Annotated in this window: 15 protein-coding genes; 12 read left to right on the top strand and 3 right to left on the bottom strand. The window is 49.2% G+C overall.

The window, feature by feature from the left end; genetic code table 11:
- Positions 1-113: 113 nt before the first annotated feature.
- From OCL06_RS06100 to rmf, 7 genes are all read left to right on the top strand, one after another.
- Complete coding sequence (locus OCL06_RS06100) at positions 114-4,952, top strand: NAD-glutamate dehydrogenase (protein WP_262992848.1); 4,839 nt, start codon at positions 114-116, stop codon at positions 4,950-4,952.
- A gap of 74 nt (positions 4,953-5,026) precedes the next feature.
- On the top strand, positions 5,027-6,034 hold the full coding sequence (pyrD, locus tag OCL06_RS06095) for a quinone-dependent dihydroorotate dehydrogenase (RefSeq protein ID WP_262992847.1): 1,008 nt from the start codon (positions 5,027-5,029) through the stop codon (positions 6,032-6,034).
- A 42-nt stretch (positions 6,035-6,076) separates the two neighbouring features.
- Complete coding sequence (gene rlmKL, locus OCL06_RS06090) at positions 6,077-8,173, top strand: bifunctional 23S rRNA (guanine(2069)-N(7))-methyltransferase RlmK/23S rRNA (guanine(2445)-N(2))-methyltransferase RlmL (protein WP_262992846.1); 2,097 nt, start codon at positions 6,077-6,079, stop codon at positions 8,171-8,173.
- The gene (locus OCL06_RS06085) at positions 8,170-8,403 is read left to right on the top strand and encodes a glutaredoxin family protein (RefSeq protein ID WP_262992845.1); all 234 of its coding nucleotides are present in this window, start codon (positions 8,170-8,172) and stop codon (positions 8,401-8,403) included. The genes rlmKL and OCL06_RS06085 overlap by 4 nt, the downstream gene beginning before the upstream one ends.
- On the top strand, positions 8,400-10,340 hold the full coding sequence (gene uup / locus OCL06_RS06080) for an ATP-binding cassette ATPase Uup (protein ID WP_262992844.1): 1,941 nt from the start codon (positions 8,400-8,402) through the stop codon (positions 10,338-10,340). The genes OCL06_RS06085 and uup overlap by 4 nt, the downstream gene beginning before the upstream one ends.
- Before the next feature lie 12 nt (positions 10,341-10,352).
- On the top strand, positions 10,353-12,041 hold the full coding sequence (locus OCL06_RS06075) for a DUF3466 family protein (protein WP_262992843.1): 1,689 nt from the start codon (positions 10,353-10,355) through the stop codon (positions 12,039-12,041).
- A 277-nt stretch (positions 12,042-12,318) separates the two neighbouring features.
- Positions 12,319-12,495 carry a ribosome modulation factor gene (gene rmf / locus OCL06_RS06070; protein WP_262992842.1) on the top strand — a complete coding sequence of 59 codons (177 nt, stop codon included), beginning with the start codon at positions 12,319-12,321 and terminating at the stop codon, positions 12,493-12,495.
- An 88-nt stretch (positions 12,496-12,583) separates the two neighbouring features.
- Here rmf and fabA read toward each other — a convergent pair whose 3' ends face one another.
- On the bottom strand, positions 12,584-13,102 hold the full coding sequence (gene fabA, locus OCL06_RS06065; protein ID WP_262992841.1) for a bifunctional 3-hydroxydecanoyl-ACP dehydratase/trans-2-decenoyl-ACP isomerase: 519 nt from the start codon (positions 13,100-13,102) through the stop codon (positions 12,584-12,586).
- 133 nt (positions 13,103-13,235) lie between these two features.
- Between fabA and OCL06_RS06060 the strand changes: the two genes are divergently transcribed.
- A complete protein-coding gene (locus OCL06_RS06060) occupies positions 13,236-13,496 on the top strand; it encodes a hypothetical protein (RefSeq protein ID WP_262992840.1) in 261 nt (86 codons plus the stop codon).
- Between the two features lie 13 nt (positions 13,497-13,509).
- Here the strand turns inward: OCL06_RS06060 and OCL06_RS06055 are convergent, their stop codons facing one another.
- On the bottom strand, positions 13,510-14,775 hold the full coding sequence (locus OCL06_RS06055) for a DASH family cryptochrome (protein ID WP_262992839.1): 1,266 nt from the start codon (positions 14,773-14,775) through the stop codon (positions 13,510-13,512).
- Between the two features lie 94 nt (positions 14,776-14,869).
- Here OCL06_RS06055 and OCL06_RS06050 point away from each other — a divergent pair, with 94 nt between their 5' ends.
- Genes OCL06_RS06050 through OCL06_RS06035 form a run of 4 tightly spaced genes read left to right on the top strand, consistent with a single transcriptional unit; the run spans position 14,870 to position 19,115 of the window.
- Positions 14,870-16,294, top strand: coding sequence for a cryptochrome/photolyase family protein (locus OCL06_RS06050; RefSeq protein ID WP_262992838.1), 1,425 nt, complete (start codon positions 14,870-14,872; stop codon positions 16,292-16,294).
- 8 nt (positions 16,295-16,302) lie between these two features.
- Complete coding sequence (locus OCL06_RS06045; protein WP_262992837.1) at positions 16,303-17,847, top strand: cryptochrome/photolyase family protein; 1,545 nt, start codon at positions 16,303-16,305, stop codon at positions 17,845-17,847.
- Positions 17,834-18,004, top strand: coding sequence for a DUF2256 domain-containing protein (locus tag OCL06_RS06040; RefSeq protein ID WP_262992836.1), 171 nt, complete (start codon positions 17,834-17,836; stop codon positions 18,002-18,004). Before OCL06_RS06045 ends, OCL06_RS06040 begins: the two co-directional genes overlap by 14 nt.
- Positions 18,005-18,059: 55 nt before the next feature.
- Positions 18,060-19,115: a zinc-binding metallopeptidase family protein gene (locus OCL06_RS06035; RefSeq protein WP_262992835.1), complete on the top strand. Its 1,056-nt coding sequence runs from the start codon at positions 18,060-18,062 to the stop codon at positions 19,113-19,115.
- Here OCL06_RS06035 and OCL06_RS06030 read toward each other — a convergent pair.
- Entirely contained in the window at positions 19,112-19,849 is a 738-nt protein-coding gene (locus OCL06_RS06030) for a proteasome-type protease (RefSeq protein ID WP_262992834.1), read from the bottom strand. The genes OCL06_RS06035 and OCL06_RS06030 overlap by 4 nt on opposite strands.
- Positions 19,850-19,932: the final 83 nt, after the last annotated feature.

The raw sequence follows: 19,932 nt of genomic DNA, 5'->3' as shown, positions 1-19,932 counted from the left end.
TGCATACTTATCTATGCTGTTAATATTCCGTTAAAAAGGGCTTTATTCGGCACCGTTAATTAGCGAAAATAGCGCGTGTTACTCTGCACTTACGACAATTATAAGGTTTATACATGACAGTCACCTCACAGCGACACTCCGTTTTGCTAGAGAATGTATATTCACTCATCGATAAAAAAGTGGATGCCAATAAGAAATCTCTCGTTCAGCAATTCGGTCGCTTGTTATATAAGAATATCTCCAGTGACGACCTCGAGCACCGCAATGACAGCGATATGTACGGTGCCACTCTCAGCTTGTGGAATGCGCTGGATAAATTCGACAGCAAAACCCCGTATATTCGTGTATTTAACCCGGAAATTGCCAAGCATGGCTGGCACTCAAGCCACACCATCGTTGAAATCATTGTAAACGATATGCCGTTTTTGGTGGATTCGGTACGCATGGCACTGAATCGCATGGGGATCACCGCGCACCTTTTCCTGCATAGCCCGATCTGGCTTAAGCGCGACGATAACAATAAAATTTCAGACTTCGTTGAACCCGGTACCACCGACAAAGACGCGGTGAAGCAAACCGTGTTGTTCATCGAAATTGACCATCAGTCTACCAAAAAAGAACTGGACAGCCTGAAGCGGGAACTCTTCTCGGTAGTGGACGAAGTGTCACTGGCGGTTCTCGACTGGCAGCAAATGACCGATAAACTGCATGAAGTGGCGGGGCAGGCTACGGATATGCAATGGCCAGCGGACAAATCAGAAACTGACCAGACCAAGCGCTTCCTCGACTGGCTGGCAGATCATAACTTCACATTGATGGGCTATCGTTACTACGATGTTAAGGCCATCCGCGGCGATCACCGCTGGGTGCCTGACAACGACAGCAGTTTAGGTCTGATGAAAAACTCCATCAGTGACAGAGAACGTTTACTGTCAAAACTGCCGGCTTCAGCCCGCGCCGAAGCGCTGAGTGAAAACCCGCTTATTCTGACTAAAACTAACAGCCGTTCGCGGGTCCACCGACCTGCTTATATGGACTATGTTGGGGTTAAGGTATTTAACAAAAGTGGTCAGGTAGTCGGTGAGCATCGCTTCCTGGGGCTGTACTCTGCATCGTTTTACAACCAGAGTGCGACCCAGTTGCCCATACTGCGTGAAAAAATTCAGCGTATTACCGACTTGTCTGGCTTTGAGCCTGGTACCCACGCCTATAAAGCGTTCGTTAATATTGTTGAAACTTATCCTCGGGATGAACTCCTGCAAACCCCCGCCGAAGAGCTGGCGCAAATTGTGATGGGAATATTCCAGATGCAAGAGCGCGGCATTTCACGGTTATTTATTCGCCGTGACACATTTGGCCGATTCTTTTCCTGCATGGTATTTGTACCGCGCGAGCGCTACAACACTCACCTGCGTAAAGAAACCCAGGAGCTGCTAAAAGCATCACTGAATGCGGAAGGAGAAGTGGAGTTTACTACTTTCTTTTCTGAGTCTGTGTATGCAAGAACCCATTATATCGCCCGAGTAAAAGACAATGACGCGGAATATGACGTGAAGGAAATAGAGAAGAACATTATTGAGCTGACCAAGACGTGGAATGACCGTCTGGCAGCGGCGATCACAGCGGCTCACGGAGAAGCTAACGGCAAGTCGCTGGAGCGTAAATATACCAACGCGTTTTCACGCAGCTACATGGATCACAACTTGCCCAGTGCTGCTCTGGTTGATATTGGTAAGCTGGAACAGCTGAATGACAACCACACCCTGGATATGCTGTTTTATCGCCCGCAGGAAGAGCAGTCAGACAGCCAGACGGTGAAACTGAAGTTATTCCACCGCGCTGAGCCCATCCATTTGTCTGATGTGTTGCCCATGCTGGAGAACTTCGGGTTACGCGTAGTCGATGAAAGCCCGTATAAAATCACCTGTGCAGAGGGTGAGCGCAACTGGATCATGGACTTCACTATGCTGCATAAAAGCGGTCAGCATTTTGATATGGAACAGGCGCAGGTGCTGTTCCAGGATGCGTTTTCTAAAGTATGGTACAACGCCCTGGAAGATGATGCCTTCAACCGCCTAATTCTCGGCGCGGGCATGACCGGTCGTAAGGTGACAGTACTGCGTGCGTACGCTAAGTATATGCGCCAGACAGGCAGTTCTTTCAGCCGCGATTATATTGCCAATACACTGGCTAATTACCCTGATATTGCCCGGTTGTTGGTCGACTTCTTCGAGCAGCGGTTTAATCCGTTTAAAAAGCGTAGTCAGAAAAAACAGGATACGCTGTTAGATGAAATTAAGGCGCAGTTAGATAACGTTTCTAATCTGGACGATGATCGTATCATTCGCCGTTACCTGGATATGATGAGCGCCACATTGCGTACAAACTTCTACCAGTCTGACGACGAAGGTAACGAAAAAAGCTATGTGTCGTTTAAAATGCTGCCGGAACTGATCCCGGATATGCCATTGCCGCTGCCGAAGTTTGAAATCTTTGTTTATTCACCCAAGGTTGAAGGTGTCCACCTGCGTGGTGGCAAAGTGGCCCGGGGCGGATTGCGCTGGTCGGATCGTCAGGAAGACTTCCGGACTGAGGTACTTGGTCTGGTTAAAGCGCAGCAAGTTAAAAATACGGTCATCGTGCCGGTAGGTGCCAAAGGTGGCTTCGTATGTAAGCAGCTACCCATGGGGGAAGGCCGCGAAGCTATTCAGGCGGAAGGTCAGGCGTGTTATCGCACCTTCATTCGCAGCTTACTGGATATTACCGATAACATAGTTAACGGCGAAATTGTGCCGCCTAAAGATGTCGTGCGCCTGGATGATGACGACCCGTACCTGGTTGTTGCAGCCGATAAAGGCACCGCAACTTTCTCAGATATCGCCAATGGGATTTCTGACGAGTATAACTTCTGGCTGGGTGACGCCTTTGCCTCTGGTGGCAGTATTGGGTACGACCATAAGAAGATGGGCATTACTGCGCGTGGCGCGTGGGAATCGGTGAAGCGTCACTTCCGTGAAATTGGTATCGATTGTCAAACCACTGACTTCACGTGTGTCGGTGTGGGCGATATGGCCGGGGATGTATTCGGTAACGGTATGTTGCTGTCGAAGCACACCCGGTTAATTTCAGCGTTTAACCATCTGCATATCTTCTTCGACCCTAACCCGGATGCCGAAGCCAGCTATAAGGAACGTCAACGGCTATTCGAAAACCCACGCCTGAGCTGGGAAGATTACGACAGTAGTCTGATTTCAAAAGGCGGTGGTATATTCAGCCGCGCCGCGAAGTCGATTAAGCTGACGCCGGAAATGAAAAAGTGGCTGGGCACCCGTCAGGGCACCATGACACCGAACGAGCTTATCCACAATATCCTGAAAATGCCTGTTGATCTTATCTGGAATGGCGGCATCGGGACGTATATCAAGAGCTCTAAAGAAAGTCACTCTGAAGTCGGTGACCGTGCCAATGACGATTTGCGTGTCAACGGTAAAGATGTGCAGGCCAAAATTGTCGGCGAGGGGGGGAACCTGGGTCTGACGCAGCTTGGCCGGGTTGAATATGCCTCGGTTGGAGGTCGTGTTAATACCGACTTTATCGACAATGTAGGTGGCGTTGACTGCTCGGATAACGAAGTTAACATCAAAATATTGCTAAACGGCCTGGTGAATAAAGGCGATCTTACCGTCAAGCAACGCAATAAGTTGCTGTACGATATGACCGATGATGTTTCACGTATCGTGTTGCACGACTGCTATCGCCAGACGCAAAGCATCTCTATTACTGAGCTGGCGGGTGTTAAAACCCTTAAGGAACAGTTGCGGTTTATACACGGCCTGGAGCGGGAAGGGTTCCTGAACCGTGAGCTGGAATTCATCCCCAGCGATGATGAAATTTCTGATCGGGTGGCCTCTGGCCGTGGACTGACCCGCCCTGAACTGAGCGTGCTCATTGCCTATGGCAAAATGGTTCTAAAAGACTCTTTGAACATTCCTGAAATCACGCAGAATCCTTACCATAGCAAGCTGCTGATTGAAGCGTTCCCGCCGGTGCTACGGGAGAAGTTCAGCGACGACATGCAGGATCACCCGCTGCGCGGCGAAATCATTGCCACTAAGCTAACCAACAACATGGTTAACGACATGGGCCTAAACTTCGTCTTCCGCATGCAGGAAGAAACCGGCGCCACTGTGTCAGAAATCGCTAATGCTTACGCAATTGTGAAGAGTATCTTCAATATCAACGACTTATGGAAGCAGATTGAAGCACTGGATAATGTGATCCCGGCCCGTCTGCAGCTTGAAATGCTAGAGGCCGCACGCAGAACAATGCGTCGTGCATCACGCTGGTATATTCGTCATGGTAATAAAGCCCTCAGTATCGAAGACGCGGTGGCCAAGTACCGGGATACGTTTGATAACCTGTCTCGTAATCTTGAGCACTACCTCGTGGAAGGCGAGTATGCGCAGCTTGAAGAGTCCACGAGTCGGCTAGTTAAAGCCGGTGTGCCGGACGATATTGCGTATCAGGTAGCCAGCTTCTCGAATATGTTCTCAAGCCTGGATCTGGCGCAGATCAATGAAGCGGACGGTCACGAAACCTCAGTTATTGCGAAACTTTATTTCCAGCTGGGATCGAAACTGGAGCTGCACTGGTTCTTGGATCAAATAACCAATCAGGCTGTGAGCAACCACTGGCAGGCGCTGGCTCGGGCTTCGTACCGTGAAGAACTGGATTGGCAACAGCGCTCTATAGCCCAAAACCTGTTGCTTTCTCGTCCCGATGCGACCGACGCAGACGAGATCCTGAACACCTGGATGGAGAATAATCAGGTACTGCTTAAACGCTGGTATCACATGATGTCAGAGTTTAAAACCAGCTCCACCCATGAGTTTGCGAAGTTTTCTGTGGCTCTGCGCGAATTGATGCTTTTAAGCGTTAAGTCGAACCATTAGAATACGCACATTCAGAGATAAAAAAGGCCCTGTTTATCAGGGCTTTTTTTTAAGCATTAAAGTGTTCCAATTCCATGCAATCACTAGCACAAAAGTTCCTGCTCCACTGTGAGCCTGAGAAAAGCCATGATTTCACGATCAACTGGCTGAAAAAAACTCAGCATACGCCACTAAAATGGTTATATTCTACCCCAACCGTCAGTAAGCCTGTGACGGTGGCGGGCATTACATTCGATAATCCGGTTGGCCTGGCCGCCGGGCTGGATAAAAATGGCGAATGCATTGATGCATTTGCGGCCATGGGCTTTGGTTTCATTGAAGTCGGCACGGTGACGCCTCGTCCCCAGGACGGCAACCCTAAGCCACGCTTGTTTCGTATCAGCGACAAGCAGGCCATCATCAACCGCATGGGATTCAATAATAAAGGTGTCGACTACCTGGTAGAGCAGGTAAAGCACAGCCAGTTCAATGGTACTATCGGTATTAATATCGGTAAGAATAAGGACACTGACGATGCGAAGGCGTTGGACGACTACCTGATATGCCTGAATAAAGTCTATCCTTACGCCAGTTATGTTACCGTAAACATATCCTCGCCTAACACACCGGGGTTACGCAACTTGCAGTATGGCGAAGCGCTAGACGCGTTGCTGCGTGGCCTGAAGGAAGCACAGGAAACCTTGTGTCAGACTCACGGGAAATACGTGCCGTTATTTATTAAAATAGCCCCCGATCTGACGGACGATGAAATAAACAGTATTGCACGCTCACTGCTGACGGCGAAAATGGATGGCGTCATTGCTACTAATACCACCTTGAGCCGGGAAGCGGTACAGGGTTTTCCTCATGCCGAAGAGGCAGGGGGATTAAGCGGGGCAGTTCTTACCGATATGAGCCTGAACGTTACCCGCAAGCTGGCCGTGGCCTTAGACAGGGAAATACCCATTATCGGCGTGGGTGGCATTGATAGTCCCCAGGCTGCGAAAGATCGCCTTCAGGCGGGGGCGTCACTGGTGCAGGTATATACCTCATTTATTTACCAGGGCCCGTCACTCATACGCCAGATAGCCCGTGCAATATAGTACGCCAACTGTAGCCTTATGGCGGCTTAACTCAGGAACATTATGAATACAATATTAGTCACGACCAGTCGTGGCCTGGACGAACTGTTAAAAAGCGAAATTGAAACCTTATGCCCTGGTGTGGAAATTAAAATGTCACCGGGCGCAATGCAGTTTTCAGGTACTCTGGAACAGGCTTATACGCTTTGTTTATGGTCACGTCTGGCCAACCGGGTTATATGGCTACTCAATACCGGCAAAGCAGGCGACGCTGACGCGCTGTATGACACCGCCAGCGAAATAGACTGGCAGATGCACCTTTCCAGTAAACATACGTTGTCGGTACAATTTGTAGGTACTAATCGGGCGATAAATAACAGCCAGTTCGGCGCCGTCAAAGTCAAAGATGCGATTGTCGATCACTTTGTCGAACAGGGCCAGCCTCGCCCCAGCGTTGAAAAGCGGCAACCGGATGTTCCTGTGTACGTTCGGCTGCAACGGGAAACGGCATTAATCGGTATTGACCTGTCTGGTAGCAGTCTGCATCAACGGGCGTATCGTCAGGATACCGGTGATGCTCCCCTCAAAGAACACATCGCCTGCGCGATGCTGATGCGTAGTGGCTGGGCGCAGACCCCCACGGCGCCCTTAGTTGATATCATGTGTGGCTCAGGCACCATCGCTATTGAAGCGGCCTACATAGCTCGCAATATTGCACCGGGCATGAAACGGGAATACTGGGGGTTTAACCAATGGCTGGGACATAACCCAACGCTGTGGGACTCTTTGGTAGACGAGGCACTCGCAGCCCAACGGCCTGCAGAGGGCACTATTGTGGCGGCAGACATAAGTCGTAAACTTATTGGAATCGCGCGTAAGAATGCCGATTTGGCGGGCGTCTATGACGCCATTCAATTCAGCGTTCAGGATGCAACCAAAGCATCGCCACCCACCAAGTCCCCTGGTTTTGTGGTAACAAATCCGCCCTATGGTGAACGACTGGGCGAGCTGACGGACCTTATCCCGCTTTTCTCAGCGTGGGGTAAACGCTTTAAAGAAGCGTGGAAAGACTGGCATGTCACCTTGCTCAGCAGCAACCGGGATTTACTGCGGGTTATGAAGTTGCGGGCTGCAAAAGACTACGCGATGAATAACGGTAAACTGGAATGCCGCCTGGTGAACTATCAGCTGGACGACGCCAATTGTGAACAGTTCGGTGATGAGGCTGAAAACCATGAATTTGCAAACCGTTTACGGAAAAACCTTAAAAAGCGTAAGAGCTGGCTGAAGAAGCAGAATACGGATTGTTATCGTATTTATGATGCCGACTTGCCCGACTATAACGTGGCCATTGATCGTTATGCTGACTGGTTGGTGGTACAGGAGTATGCACCGCCGAAAACCGTTTCAGAAGACAAAGCCCGGCGGCGATTACAGGAAGTGCTGTTACACTTGCCCGCGGTAACAGGTGTATCTTCAAAGAAAATTGCGTTAAAAGTGCGTAGTCAGCAAAAGGGCACTAAGCAATACGAAAAAATGGCGCAGCAAGGTAACACAATTGAAGTGCACGAAAATGGCGCCACATTCATTGTGAACCCTACCGATTATCTGGATACAGGCCTGTTTCTTGACCACCGCGATACCCGCCAAATGGTGAAGGATCGTGCTAAGGGTAAAGACGTGTTGAATTTATTCGCATACACAGGCAGCGTGTCGGTATTTGCGGCAATGGGGCAGGCGCGTTCGGTCACCACCGTAGATATGTCTAAAACCTATCTCGACTGGGCCCGACAAAACTTTGCCCGCAATAAACTCTCCGGCGCATATGCCTTTGTGCAGGCTGACTGTACCAGCTGGTTAAATCAGCATGACGGCAAATATGACCTGATTTTCATCGATCCCCCGTCATTTTCTAACTCGAAACGTATGCAGAATACCTGGGATGTGCAACGGGACCATGTTGCGTTGATTACAGATGCCGTCGCGTGTCTGCGCCCGGCTGGTACGATTATCTTCTCGAACAACCGGAAAGGCTTCAAGCTGGATAATCAGGCATTATCGGCACTGGGTCTGAATGTAGAAGAGATTACCAGTCGAACCATTCCTGAAGATTTCGTTAAGCAATCACCTGTTCACAAATGCTGGATTTTACAATTATGAAGGTGCAGTTTTTCACCGGACTGCAGTGTAGCTTGTGTGACTTAGCACAGCACGCTTTGTCTCAGGTTAAAGGCGCTGAGAAACTGGAAGTTGAAATGTGTAACGTGCGTGATAACACAGACTGGTATCATCTGTATTGTGCCCGCATTCCGGTACTCAAACGCGCCGACACCGGTCAGGAAATTGGCTGGCCATTCACTACCGACGATTTGGAGACGTTTTTTCAGTGAGCATTCTGCAGTTAAAGAATATTACTGTGATTTTTGGCGATCCCCCGTTACTCGATGGCGTGGAATTTCTGGTTCAGCCCGGCGAACGAGTCTGTCTGGTTGGTCGCAATGGCAGTGGTAAATCAACCTTAATGAAAGTTATTGCCGGCGATATTATTGCCGACGATGGCCAGCGAATTATCGAGGGTAATACTATTATTGCCCGCCTTGAGCAGGATCCGCCGCAAACCACCGAAATCAGTTTGTTTGACTACGTAGCCGAGGGGCTCGCTGATGTCGGCGACACGATTAAGGACTATTATCACCAAACCCGTTTGGTAGCAGACGACCCCAGTGAGCTTAATCTTAAACGCCTGCAAAAGCTCCAGGAAGAACTGGAAACCCGGGATGCCTGGCAATTTGAGCAGCAAATTGAACAAACATTAACTATGCTGAAGCTGGATGCGGATGCGTCCTTGTCTACGCTTTCCGGTGGCTGGCGCAGAAAAGCTGCGTTGGCCAGGGCATTAGTCAGACAGCCCGATCTTTTGCTGCTTGATGAACCCACGAACCACCTCGATATTGAGATGATCCGCTGGCTTGAGCAAAGTCTGGTGCACTTTAAAGGCGCCATCGTCTTTGTCAGCCATGACCGGGCGTTTATCCGCAACATGGCTACCCGCATTGTGGATCTCGACCGGGGACAACTGACCAGTTATCCGGGCAATTACGAAACCTATTTAAATAAAAAACAACACGACCTGGAAGTTGAAGCGAGCCAGAATGCGGAGTTTGATCGCAAGCTTGCTCAGGAAGAAGTCTGGATCAGGCAAGGCATTAAAGCCCGTCGTACCCGGAACGAAGGACGGGTAAGGGCGCTCAAGAAATTGCGCGAAGCCCGCCAGGCGCGCCGCGATCTGATGGGCTCAGCAGTAGTTGCGCAACACCAGGGCGCACGCTCCGGTAAAATGGTCTTTGAAGTTAACGATTTAAGTTACGCTATTGAAGGTAAACCAATCGTCAGGCATTTAAACCTTAACGTTATGCGTGGGGATAAACTGGCACTGATAGGTCCTAATGGTAGCGGTAAGAGCACCCTGATAAAGCTCTTGTTAGGGCAGCTAGCGGCAGACGCCGGACATTGTCGGCAAGGGACTAACCTTGAGGTGGCGTATTTCGACCAACACCGGCTGGGTCTGGATCTTGAAAAGTCAGTGATTGACGCTGTCGCGGATGGAAAGCGGGATCTCACTGTTAATGGTCACCCCCGCCACGTCATGAGTTACCTGCAGGATTACCTGTTCTCCCCTGAGCGGGTAAATGCGCCGGTTAAGTCACTATCAGGTGGTGAAAAAAACCGTCTTATGCTGGCGAAACTGATGCTCAAACCCAGTAATGTGCTGGTACTCGATGAGCCTACTAACGACCTTGATGTAGAAACACTGGAAATGCTGGAGACCCTGTTAAATAACTATGAGGGGACCGTATTACTGGTGAGTCACGACCGCGAGTTTGTGGATAATGTGGCTAACAGCTGTTTGGTGTTTGAAGGGGCAGGGCAGTTACGTGAATTTGTGGGTGGCTTCACCGATGTTGAACGGTGGTATCAGCAGCGCGACAAAGAACGGGACACCCAACGTAAAGCTGCACAGGAAAGCGCAAAGAATGAAACTAATTCTGCGAGTGACAGTCCTAGTGCTAAGTCTTCTCCCCGTAAGACGAAAAAGTTATCATATAAAGATCAGCGTGAACTGGAATCGTTGCCCGCCGACATTGAAAACCTGGAGCTCACATTAGGTGAGTTGCAGGAAAAAGTTAACGATCCGGATTTTTTCAGGCAGGACAACGAGGTCACTGCGCCATTGCTGGCACAGCTTAATGACATTGAAAATGAACTTTCCCAGAAATATGCGCGCTGGGATGAATTAGAAAGCATGCTGGAAGATAATCAGCAGTAAATAGGATTTTAAATGAAACGAACTCAGCTTGCCGCAGCCGTCCTTTTGGCGACTGGCAGTGTATCTGCGGCCGCCGCTACGTACTCTGTAACGCCACTTCCTGTTAATGAGGAAGCGAAAAACGTATTCGCCACCGGTATTGATAATAATGGCTTCATGCTGGCGACCACCCGATTTGAATATAATCCGCCCATCGATGTAGAGCAACTGGAAGACACGGGCCTGTATGGTAATGCGCGTTTTCCTTTAGAAAGTGAAGACGACGTCAAAGCCGGCATTTTCAGCGACACTGACTACACCATTGTGGTGAATTATCTGCTGAGTATTCGTGGGAGTACGGTCGGTCAGGAGCTGGCAGAGTTCCGAAGCTTTGTCACCGATACCACAGAGTTTAATTTAGTACCTGGCTTTGATGAGGTAACCGAAAAGTTTGATGACTACACACAGTCGGTTGATACTCTTGCCCGGGATAGCCTGGCCGGCGACTACATTGTCGGCACGTCAGAAGGGATCACCAAAGAGCTGGTGTATACCAATGAAGATGGCAACGATATAAATTACACATTCACTGAATTAGACGATCAGGCGTTTGTTCAGGTTAATGGCACGACGAAACGCTTGCCGCCTGTCAATGACTTGCTTGGTGGTAAAAGTCACGCATTTGCGATTAATCAGAATTTGCAGGTTGCTGGCTACGGTTCGGTAAGCTTTCCTGCGTCAGTGCAATCCAGCATTGAAACCTGTGATGACGAAGAAACCCGGGGCGACCGTCCTCTTGAGTTGTGTTACTTCGCTGTTCGTTCTGGTAGCGGGTTCAGTTCAGCCGTAAACCTGCCTCATATTTGGCAGCTAGATGCCAATGGCGACGTAATTAGCACTGAAACTTTCCCGCTGCTGTTCGAGCCTGAAGAAGACGATGAAAATGGCTACTACGCCCGTGCTTATGACATCAATAACCAGGGTGTGGCCGTGGGGACGGCGTTGACGGGCGAAGGCATAGCGATTACCCGCCCGGGCTCTCAGCGCGCCCAGCTCGAACTGGAAAAAGTGGCAGTAGCCTATGACGATGGGGCAACCACCGAGTTATTACCCCGCGACGAAAACCTGCAAAGTGAAGCGGTGGCAATTAATGATAATGGTTGGGTAACCGGGTTTGTGCTGCGTGCACCCAACTCCATCGCTCGCCAGCGTCTGTTTGTATACAATCTAGATACGGGCGATGCCAAATACCCACAGGGATTCTTCAAAAGTGCAGGCGTCGATGCCAAAGCCATTAACAACAACAATATAGTGGTAGGTAGTGCAGATGTGGAGTCCAGTACAGATGCGTTGCGCGAGACACATGCGTTTATGTACAACATTGACACTGAAGAGTTCACGAACCTTAACGAACTGATTGGCTGCGACAGTCCTTACACGCTGGTAGATGCGGTGGATATTAACGACAACAATGAAATTGTCGTGAATGCCCGGATCAAAGTTAACGACACCTACATTACCGGCAATGACATCATTAACAACGATGGCGAGACGGTGGAAAGAGACAGAATAGTCGCGTTAAAACTATCCCCTCAGGCCAACGGCACCATCGAAAACTGTGATGAAGATGAGGAAAGTTATGAACGTCAGGGAGCGTCAATTTCTCCACTTTGGGCCATGTTAGTGACCGGACTGGCCGTATTCAGACGCCGGCGCAGTTAAATATGCCTACCAGCCGCTTTCATGAGCGGCTTTTTTATGTGCTTTTGTTTTGTGTAACGTAATAATTATGCAAAAAAAGTGTAATATTAAAAATCATTTCCAGTCATGAACTTACTTTTTGTCAAGTAACTACGCGAATAAAAAAACTTGAACCCTTTCCGGGTGTGCACTATCACATAATAGTGCACGATAATTTTCCAGGCGCTACTTTCCTATTGTTTGCTATCAGCGGTCTCGGAATTATCGGTGTACGTTAACCAAGACAAGAGGCTAATCAATGAAAAGACAAAAAAGAGATAAATTGACCCGCGCCCATCAAAAAGGGTATCAGGCAGGAATCAGTGGTCGTTCAAAGGAGCTTTGTCCATTTCAGCAATTTGATGCGAGATCGCAGTGGTTAGGAGGATGGCGCGAAGCGGTAGAAGACAGACAACTCGGATTCACCGTCAAATAGGTTCATCTCTTTCAAGTTATGTTCATTAAAAAAGCCCCTTTAAGGGGCTTTTTTGGTCTTGATGGAATGGCCAGCGCCATGCGCCAAATCAGAAGTTAGACGTATCCTGGAACAAGCCCACTTTAAGGTCTTTGGCGGTATAGATAACGCGACCATCTACTTCTACAGTGCCGTCAGCAAGCCCCATGAACAGTCTTCTCTTCACTACGCGCTTCATAGTAATTCGATAGGTAACTTTCTTAGCGGTAGGCAGAATTTGGCCGGTAAATTTCACTTCACCCACACCCAGTGCGCGTCCTTTGCCCGGACCACCACTCCAGCCCAGGAAGAAGCCAACGAGTTGCCACATTGCATCCAGTCCAAGGCACCCTGGCATAACCGGGTCACCAGGGAAGTGACAATCGAAAAACCACAGGTCTGGCTGGATATCCAGTTCTGCGACGATCTCGCCTTTACCATGCTCGCCGCCATCTTCAGTAATGCTTACTACCCGATCCATCATCAGCATGTTAGGGGCGGGTAACTGGCTGTTACCGGGACCAAACATTTCCCCCCGGCTACAGGCTAATAAGTCTTCACGATTAAAACTGTTTTGTTTATCTGACATTCGTTTCTCAATTAGTTGAAAGAATTGACGCGGCTAATTTAGCGAACACTTGTACGCTAAACAACTCTGAACAGTAATTTTTATGATAATTTGTCCGTGCTACACTGGCTTTACAGTAGAGGAATGCTTAACTATGACTAATAAAAACACCGTGTCAGCCTCGGTAAATGCCGAAAAACAAAAGCGCTTTCGTGAGCGTCAGAAGGCAGCAGGGAAAAAGATGGTGCGCGGCTATGTGACACAGGACGCTATGCGTTGTCACGAAGAAATCCGTGAAAAAACCGGCTGGAGTGACTCTGAAGTGCTGTCGAACTCGTTACGCCTTACGTACGCTGCTTATAAATGTGGTCAGATCCGGCTATTAAATGAATGGCTGAAAGATCAGAACCGCTAGTTAGTGGCAGGCGCTATTGCTTCAGCCATTTGTTTCGGAATGTGCCATCAGGATCGTAAGTGTCAGTTTGTTTTTTCAGGTTAAATTTGCGATGCCCGCGCGGATCACTGCCAACACCAGCCAAATAAAGCCAGTTCCCCCAGTTGCTGCCCACATCGTAGTCAATCAGCTGGCGCTCAAAGTATGCCGCTCCGGCACGCCAGTCCTGATTCAGTTCGTGTACCAGGCAGCTGGCAACTAACTGGCGACCGCGATTAGACATATAGCCCGTTGCGTTTAGTTGTCGCATGCAGGCATCTACAATGTCGTAACCGGTTTCTCCGTAACACCAGCGCTTGATCACTTCAATGTTGTAATGACTGTCAGGAATATTGTCTTTAAAGCCGGCATAGGCAAAGAATTGGGTTCCGTGTTTTCTCTGCAACCAATGGAAGAATTCACGCCAGAGCAGTTCGAAATAGATCCAGTAGGTTGAATCGTTACTGACTACGTTTTGCTCGAAGTCTGCCAGGTGTTTATAAATCAGCCGGGGCGACAGAGCGCCCAGCGCCAACCAGGGCGAAAACTTGGTAGACGGCCACCACCCATCCATAGCGTTACGGGTTTCCTTATACGTGGCTGGCGCGTCAGTATTGGCAAAGTAACGGTGCAAGTGGTCTAGTCCTGCTTGCTCGCCTCCTTTGAAGTCAGTGGCACTGGCCGGCCGTGAGGGTATTTTTGACTGCGGCAGAGTGTCGGGCGGTGGTGGCAGCGCTACAGGGGGCGCTAATGGCGCCTCAACCTTACAGTGTTTCTCTATTTTTTTGCGAAAGCCTGTATAGCCATTCGGCATGGCCTCAATGGGAAAGGGCAATGATTCTTGATTGAATAAGGTACAGGATTCGCCTGTTACCAAGCTCACACCCGGCAGGGAGCCTGCCAGCACCTGCACTGCCTGTCGTTCATTCCAGCCGCCGTAATCAGTCACGCCAATATGGGTAATGCCATAGTCTTTACAAATTGTTTGTAATTTTTGTGTCTCATTACCAGGTAGCACGCACAGTGTTTGTCCCACTTCTTGTAATGCTTCATTCAAGGCAATAACGGTTTCATCGTGAAAACGTTTTCGGTTTTTGCCATCACCCAGGGAGTCCGGTAAATGTTTACTTTGATGGGCAGAGGGGTAAAGGTATACACACAGCAGCGTGTCGACCTGTTCGGACAGAGCCAGCAAAGCAACCTGGTCATGTAAGCGTAAGTCGTGCCTGAACCAGAATAAACCGCGTGAAGGTGTGGGCATAGGAAGTCTTCTTTTGTTATTTGTGATGACGAATCGATCTCGTCTGCTCCACTTACGTAAAAAAAACGTCATAAGACCTATAAAAAGGATAAAAATGTCAGTACCAGTAAGCATTATGTGGTTCCGCCAGGACCTTCGTGTAAAAGACAACCCTGCGCTTAATGCTGCTTGCGATGAAGGCAAGATCATCCCCATCTACATTTACGACACCAGCGTCCCTAACGGACGTGAGCCCGGAGGCGCGTCAAAGTGGTGGTTACATCATTCTCTGACCAGTCTGAATGAGCGTCTTAATGGCCATTTGCAATTCTTTTCCGGTGATCCAGAAATCATCATTCCTGAGTTGATGGAAGCCTTTTCAGCAAGCGGTATTTTCTGGAACCGTTGCTACGCGCCCTGGCAGATAAACCGAGACAAAGCGCTCAAGGCATCGCTTAAAGAATCGGGCTATGCAGTAACCAGCTGTAACGGCAGCCTGTTATGGGAGCCTATGTCCATCAGCAAAAAGGACGGTGGGGCATACAAAGTATTTACGCCTTATTACCGTAAAGGTTGCCTGAACGCCGCACCGCCACGTTATCCCAAGGCACCGCCGGCAAGGATCACTTACGCAGACGTGCCCGACAAGGGGACTTCGCTTGCCCGTCTGTCACTGCTACCAGAAGTTAACTGGGATGATGGCATTGCAGAAAGCTGGACACCCGGAGAGGAAGGTGCTGCAGACCGCCTGGCCCACTTTATGGATGAAGCGGCTTGTCGTTACAAAGAGGATCGTGATTTTCCGGCCACAGCCGGCACCTCAAAACTATCTCCCCATCTCCACTTTGGAGAAATATCGCCCAATCAAATTTGGTATGCCATTAAAGACAAATTTGGCGATAACGAAGACAAAAACATTGATACGTTCTTAAGTGAACTGGGCTGGCGTGAGTTCAGTTACTACCTGCTTTTTCATTTTCCCACACTGCCAAACCGTAACTTCAATGCCAAATTTGATAAATTTGCTTGGCGTAAAAGTGCCGCGGATTTGCGCGCATGGCAACAGGGTCAGACCGGCATACCAATTGTTGATGCTGGCATGCGCGAATTATGGCAAACCGGGTATATGCACAACAGAGTACGCATGGTGGTAGGCTCTTTCCTGGTTAAAAATCTGCTAATCAGCTGGCATGAGGGGGAGCGTTGGTTCTGGGACTGCCTGGTCGATGCAGATATCGCCAGCAATACCGCCAGCTGGCAATGGGTAGCTGGGTGCGGCGCAGACGCAGCCCCCTTCTTCAGGATTTTTAATCCGCTTCTGCAGGGTGAAAAGTTTGATAAGCAGGGAGAATACGTCAGAACTTATTGCCCTGAGCTTTCTGATTTGCCCAACAAGTATATTCATAAACCCTGGGATGCCCCAGATGAAGTACTAAAGAAAGCCGGACTGACCCTGGGTGAAGACTATCCTGAGCCTTTGGTTGATCTGAAAGCCAGCCGGCAACGCGCATTGGATGCATTCAGCGACATAAAAGGGTAGCGTCACTCATGAGCGCAAGTTTACGGCTTATCCTTGGTGACCAACTTACCGCTTCGTTGCCAATCATCGAGGAGGCAGATCAATCTCGTGATGTTTTTCTGTTAGCGGAGGTGCGTGAAGAAGCGACTTACGTTAAGCACCATAAACTGAAAATTGCATTTTTATTCAGTGCCATGCGACATTTCGCTGAACAACTTACAAGCGATGGGTTTAAGGTTGTCTACTGTCGCTACGACGACAGTGAAAATCAGGGGAGCTTGCTTCAACAGGTAAAACACACCCTTAGCGAAAACAGTGAGCTTAGCGAGGTTATGGTAACCGAGCCGGGCGAGTACCGGTTACAGCAAAGCATGTATCAGTGGGAATACCAGCTCGGTTTCCCCGTCACTGTGCTTGAGGATCCGCGTTTTTTCTCGACACCAGAGGATTTCACCCAATGGGCAAAAGGCCGCAAGCAACTGCGGATGGAATTCTTTTATCGTGAAATGCGCAAGCGCTATCACGTTCTTATGGACGGGGATGCGCCGGTGGGCGGGAAGTGGAACTATGATGCGCAAAACCGTGAGCCCATGCCCGCCTCGGAACAGGTTCCCGCACCTTGTACGTTTAATCCAGATCCTATTACCCGCGATGTTATTGAACTGGTTGAACAACATTTTCCCGATCACTTCGGCGATACGAAAAATTTCTACTTTGCAGTAACCCGAGAACAGGCGTTAGAGGTGCTCGACACCTTTATCAATGAACGACTGCCGACATTCGGCAAATATCAGGACGCCATGGTAGAGGGGAAGCCGTGGCTGTATCACTCGCATATTTCGTTCTACATAAACTGCGGTTTACTGATGCCCAAAGAGGTCATTGAGCGCGCGCAGAATGCTTATTATAACGACGGCGCACCACTAAATTCTGCAGAAGGCTTTATCCGCCAAGTCCTTGGCTGGCGGGAGTTTGTGCGCGGGTTCTACTGGCACTTTATGCCGCAATTAAAATCAGAGAATTTTTTTAATCACCATCGTAAATTACCGGCATTTTTCTGGACCGGCGAAACCAACATGAATTGTCTAAGGCAGTGTATAAAAGAAACCCGCGACAATGCCTATGCTCATCACATTCAACGCCTGATGGTACTGGGCAACTTCTGCCAGCTTACCGGTTTGTCTCCCCAGGAAGTGCAGGAGTGGTATTTATTGGTGTATGCCGATGCCTATGAGTGGGTTGAGTTGCCGAATGTGGCGGGTATGGTGTTATTTGCGGACGGCGGAAACCTGGCAAGCAAACCCTATATTTCCAGTGGCAGTTATATCAACAAAATGTCCGACTATTGTAAAAACTGTGGGTATAAAGTCACGAAGAAGGTAGGTGACGATGCCTGCCCATTCAATTATCTGTACTGGCGTTTCATAGACGAACATGAAGACAAACTTCGCAGTAACCACCGTATGGCGATGATGTATCGTACCTACGATAAAATGACGCAAGAAAAGTTAGACGCCACCCGCACATCTGCGGCTATATTTTTGCAAAAGCTGTCAAAAGATGAAGAAGTCTGACCTGCCTGAAAAAATCTGCCCCGTCTGCCAACGCCCGTTTAGCTGGCGTAAGAAATGGGAAAAAAGCTGGGAAAGCGTTCGTTACTGCTCCAAACGCTGTGCAGGTAACCGCAAACGGGCAGAGCATTCCACAGCAGCCACAAAATCGTCATTGTAGGCGGACGCATTACCACGTATAACAGACAGAGTACCCGCAAGTTGGTGGTTTAATTGTGAAGAACTTTACCTGTCAATGTGGCAACACCGTTTACTTTGCCAACACCAAGTGCCTGTCATGTAACCGTGCACTGGGGTTTGTTCCAGAAATCGTCGCCATTTCTTCTTTTGATAATGCGGCAGACGGTGCCTGGGTATCACACGTTAACGGGCTACGTTACTGGCCGTGTACTAATTATTTAAATCACCACATCTGCAACTGGGTAGTGGAGGAGGGTAGCCAACAGTCGCTATGCCACTCCTGCTCCCTGACTAAAACCATCCCCGATTTGTCCCGGCCGCACAATATGCAGCTATGGTTTCGAATGGAACAGGCCAAGCGACGGCTGTTGTTTACGCTTATGTCTCTGGGCTTACCAATATGGGAACAGCGTAGTAATAAACCTAACCTGCGGTTTGAGTTTCTGGAGGACGTTGAGGAAGACGAGTATGGCCAGGAACTCACAGTAAAATCGACCGTTGTTACCGGTCACAGTAACGGTATGATCACACTGAACCTCAAGGAAGCGGAAGACAGTTCCCGCGTCATGATGCGCGAGCAAATGAATGAACGCTACCGCACGTTAATCGGGCATTTCAGACATGAGTCCGGCCATTTTTACTGGGAGTGGCTTATCAGAGGCAGCGTTTATCTGAATACGTATCGCGAGCTGTTTGGTGACGAACGAGAAGATTACACGGCCTCGCTGCAACGATACTATGAGAGCGGTCCACCTATGGACTGGGAGTCGCAGTTTATCAGCGCCTATGCCAGCGCCCATTCATGGGAAGACTGGGCTGAATCCTGGGCCCATTATCTGCACATCATCGACACCCTGGACACCGCTGCACAATATGGCGTGAGCCTTGAAACCAATGAAGTTGTGGATCCGGTTGATAAAACCCGTGGTATTGATTTCGACCGACTTTACGCTGACTGGTGTCGGCTAACTACCGTGCTAAATGCATTAAACAGAAGCATGGGCTTAGATGATGCCTATCCTTTTACCATTCCACCCGATGCCCTTGGAAAACTACGCTTTATTCACAACCTCATTGAACAGCACCGCTAAGATTTCTCCCATTCAAACCGGGGAAGCCGGTTAAATGTGCGTTTTAGTCCTTGTGTCCATTGTTTTTGCAATGACTTGTACATAGGGCTGTTCATGGTCAGGGTCATATGAAACGGCGCTTCCAGCGCATTGGTATTGATCATGGCAAGCTCAATAGGCGGACCCACTGAAATATTACTGCGAATAGTAGAGTCCAGCGAGACAATAGCACAGCGCGCAGCGTCTTCCAGCGAGGTGGCGGGCGATATAATTCGGTCCAAGATCGGCTTGCCATATTTGTTTTCGCCTATTTGCAGGTAGGGGGTTTCATTTGACGTAGAAACAAAATTGCCCTGCGGATAGATCATGAAAATTTCCGGCGGCCGTCCGGCAATTTGTCCGCCCAGGATAAAGCTGGATTCAGCGCTGTGACCGCTTTTTTCCATGGCTTTTTCATGGCGCTGTTGCTCTTGCTGACTGAGCTTTCCGACATATTCAGCAACCTGATGCAAATGTTTGCCACTACGCAAGGTGAATTCGCTGTCAGTATTTTCCAGATCTCGGTTGATCGCATTAACCACCGCCTGCGATGTTGCCAGGCTACCGGATGTAAGTAATACAATTACCCGCTCTCCAGGCCAAACAAAGCGCGTCATTTTGCTGTACGTCGCAATGTAGTCCACGCCCGCGTTAGTGCGCGAGTCAGAGGCGAAAACCACGCCTTTATTTACTTTTATTGCCAAACAATACGTCACTATCAGCCTTTCCTGTGAAATACAGCTTCTGATATAGCATGGCGGCTGTGACGTTGATGCGCAACGCAATTTTAGCAGATTGT

It is taken from the genome of Alteromonas salexigens (assembly GCF_025628895.1).
In the GTDB taxonomy this organism is placed as follows: Bacteria; Pseudomonadota; Gammaproteobacteria; order Enterobacterales; family Alteromonadaceae; genus Alteromonas; species Alteromonas salexigens.
This window is presented reverse-complemented; position numbering and strand designations above follow the sequence as displayed.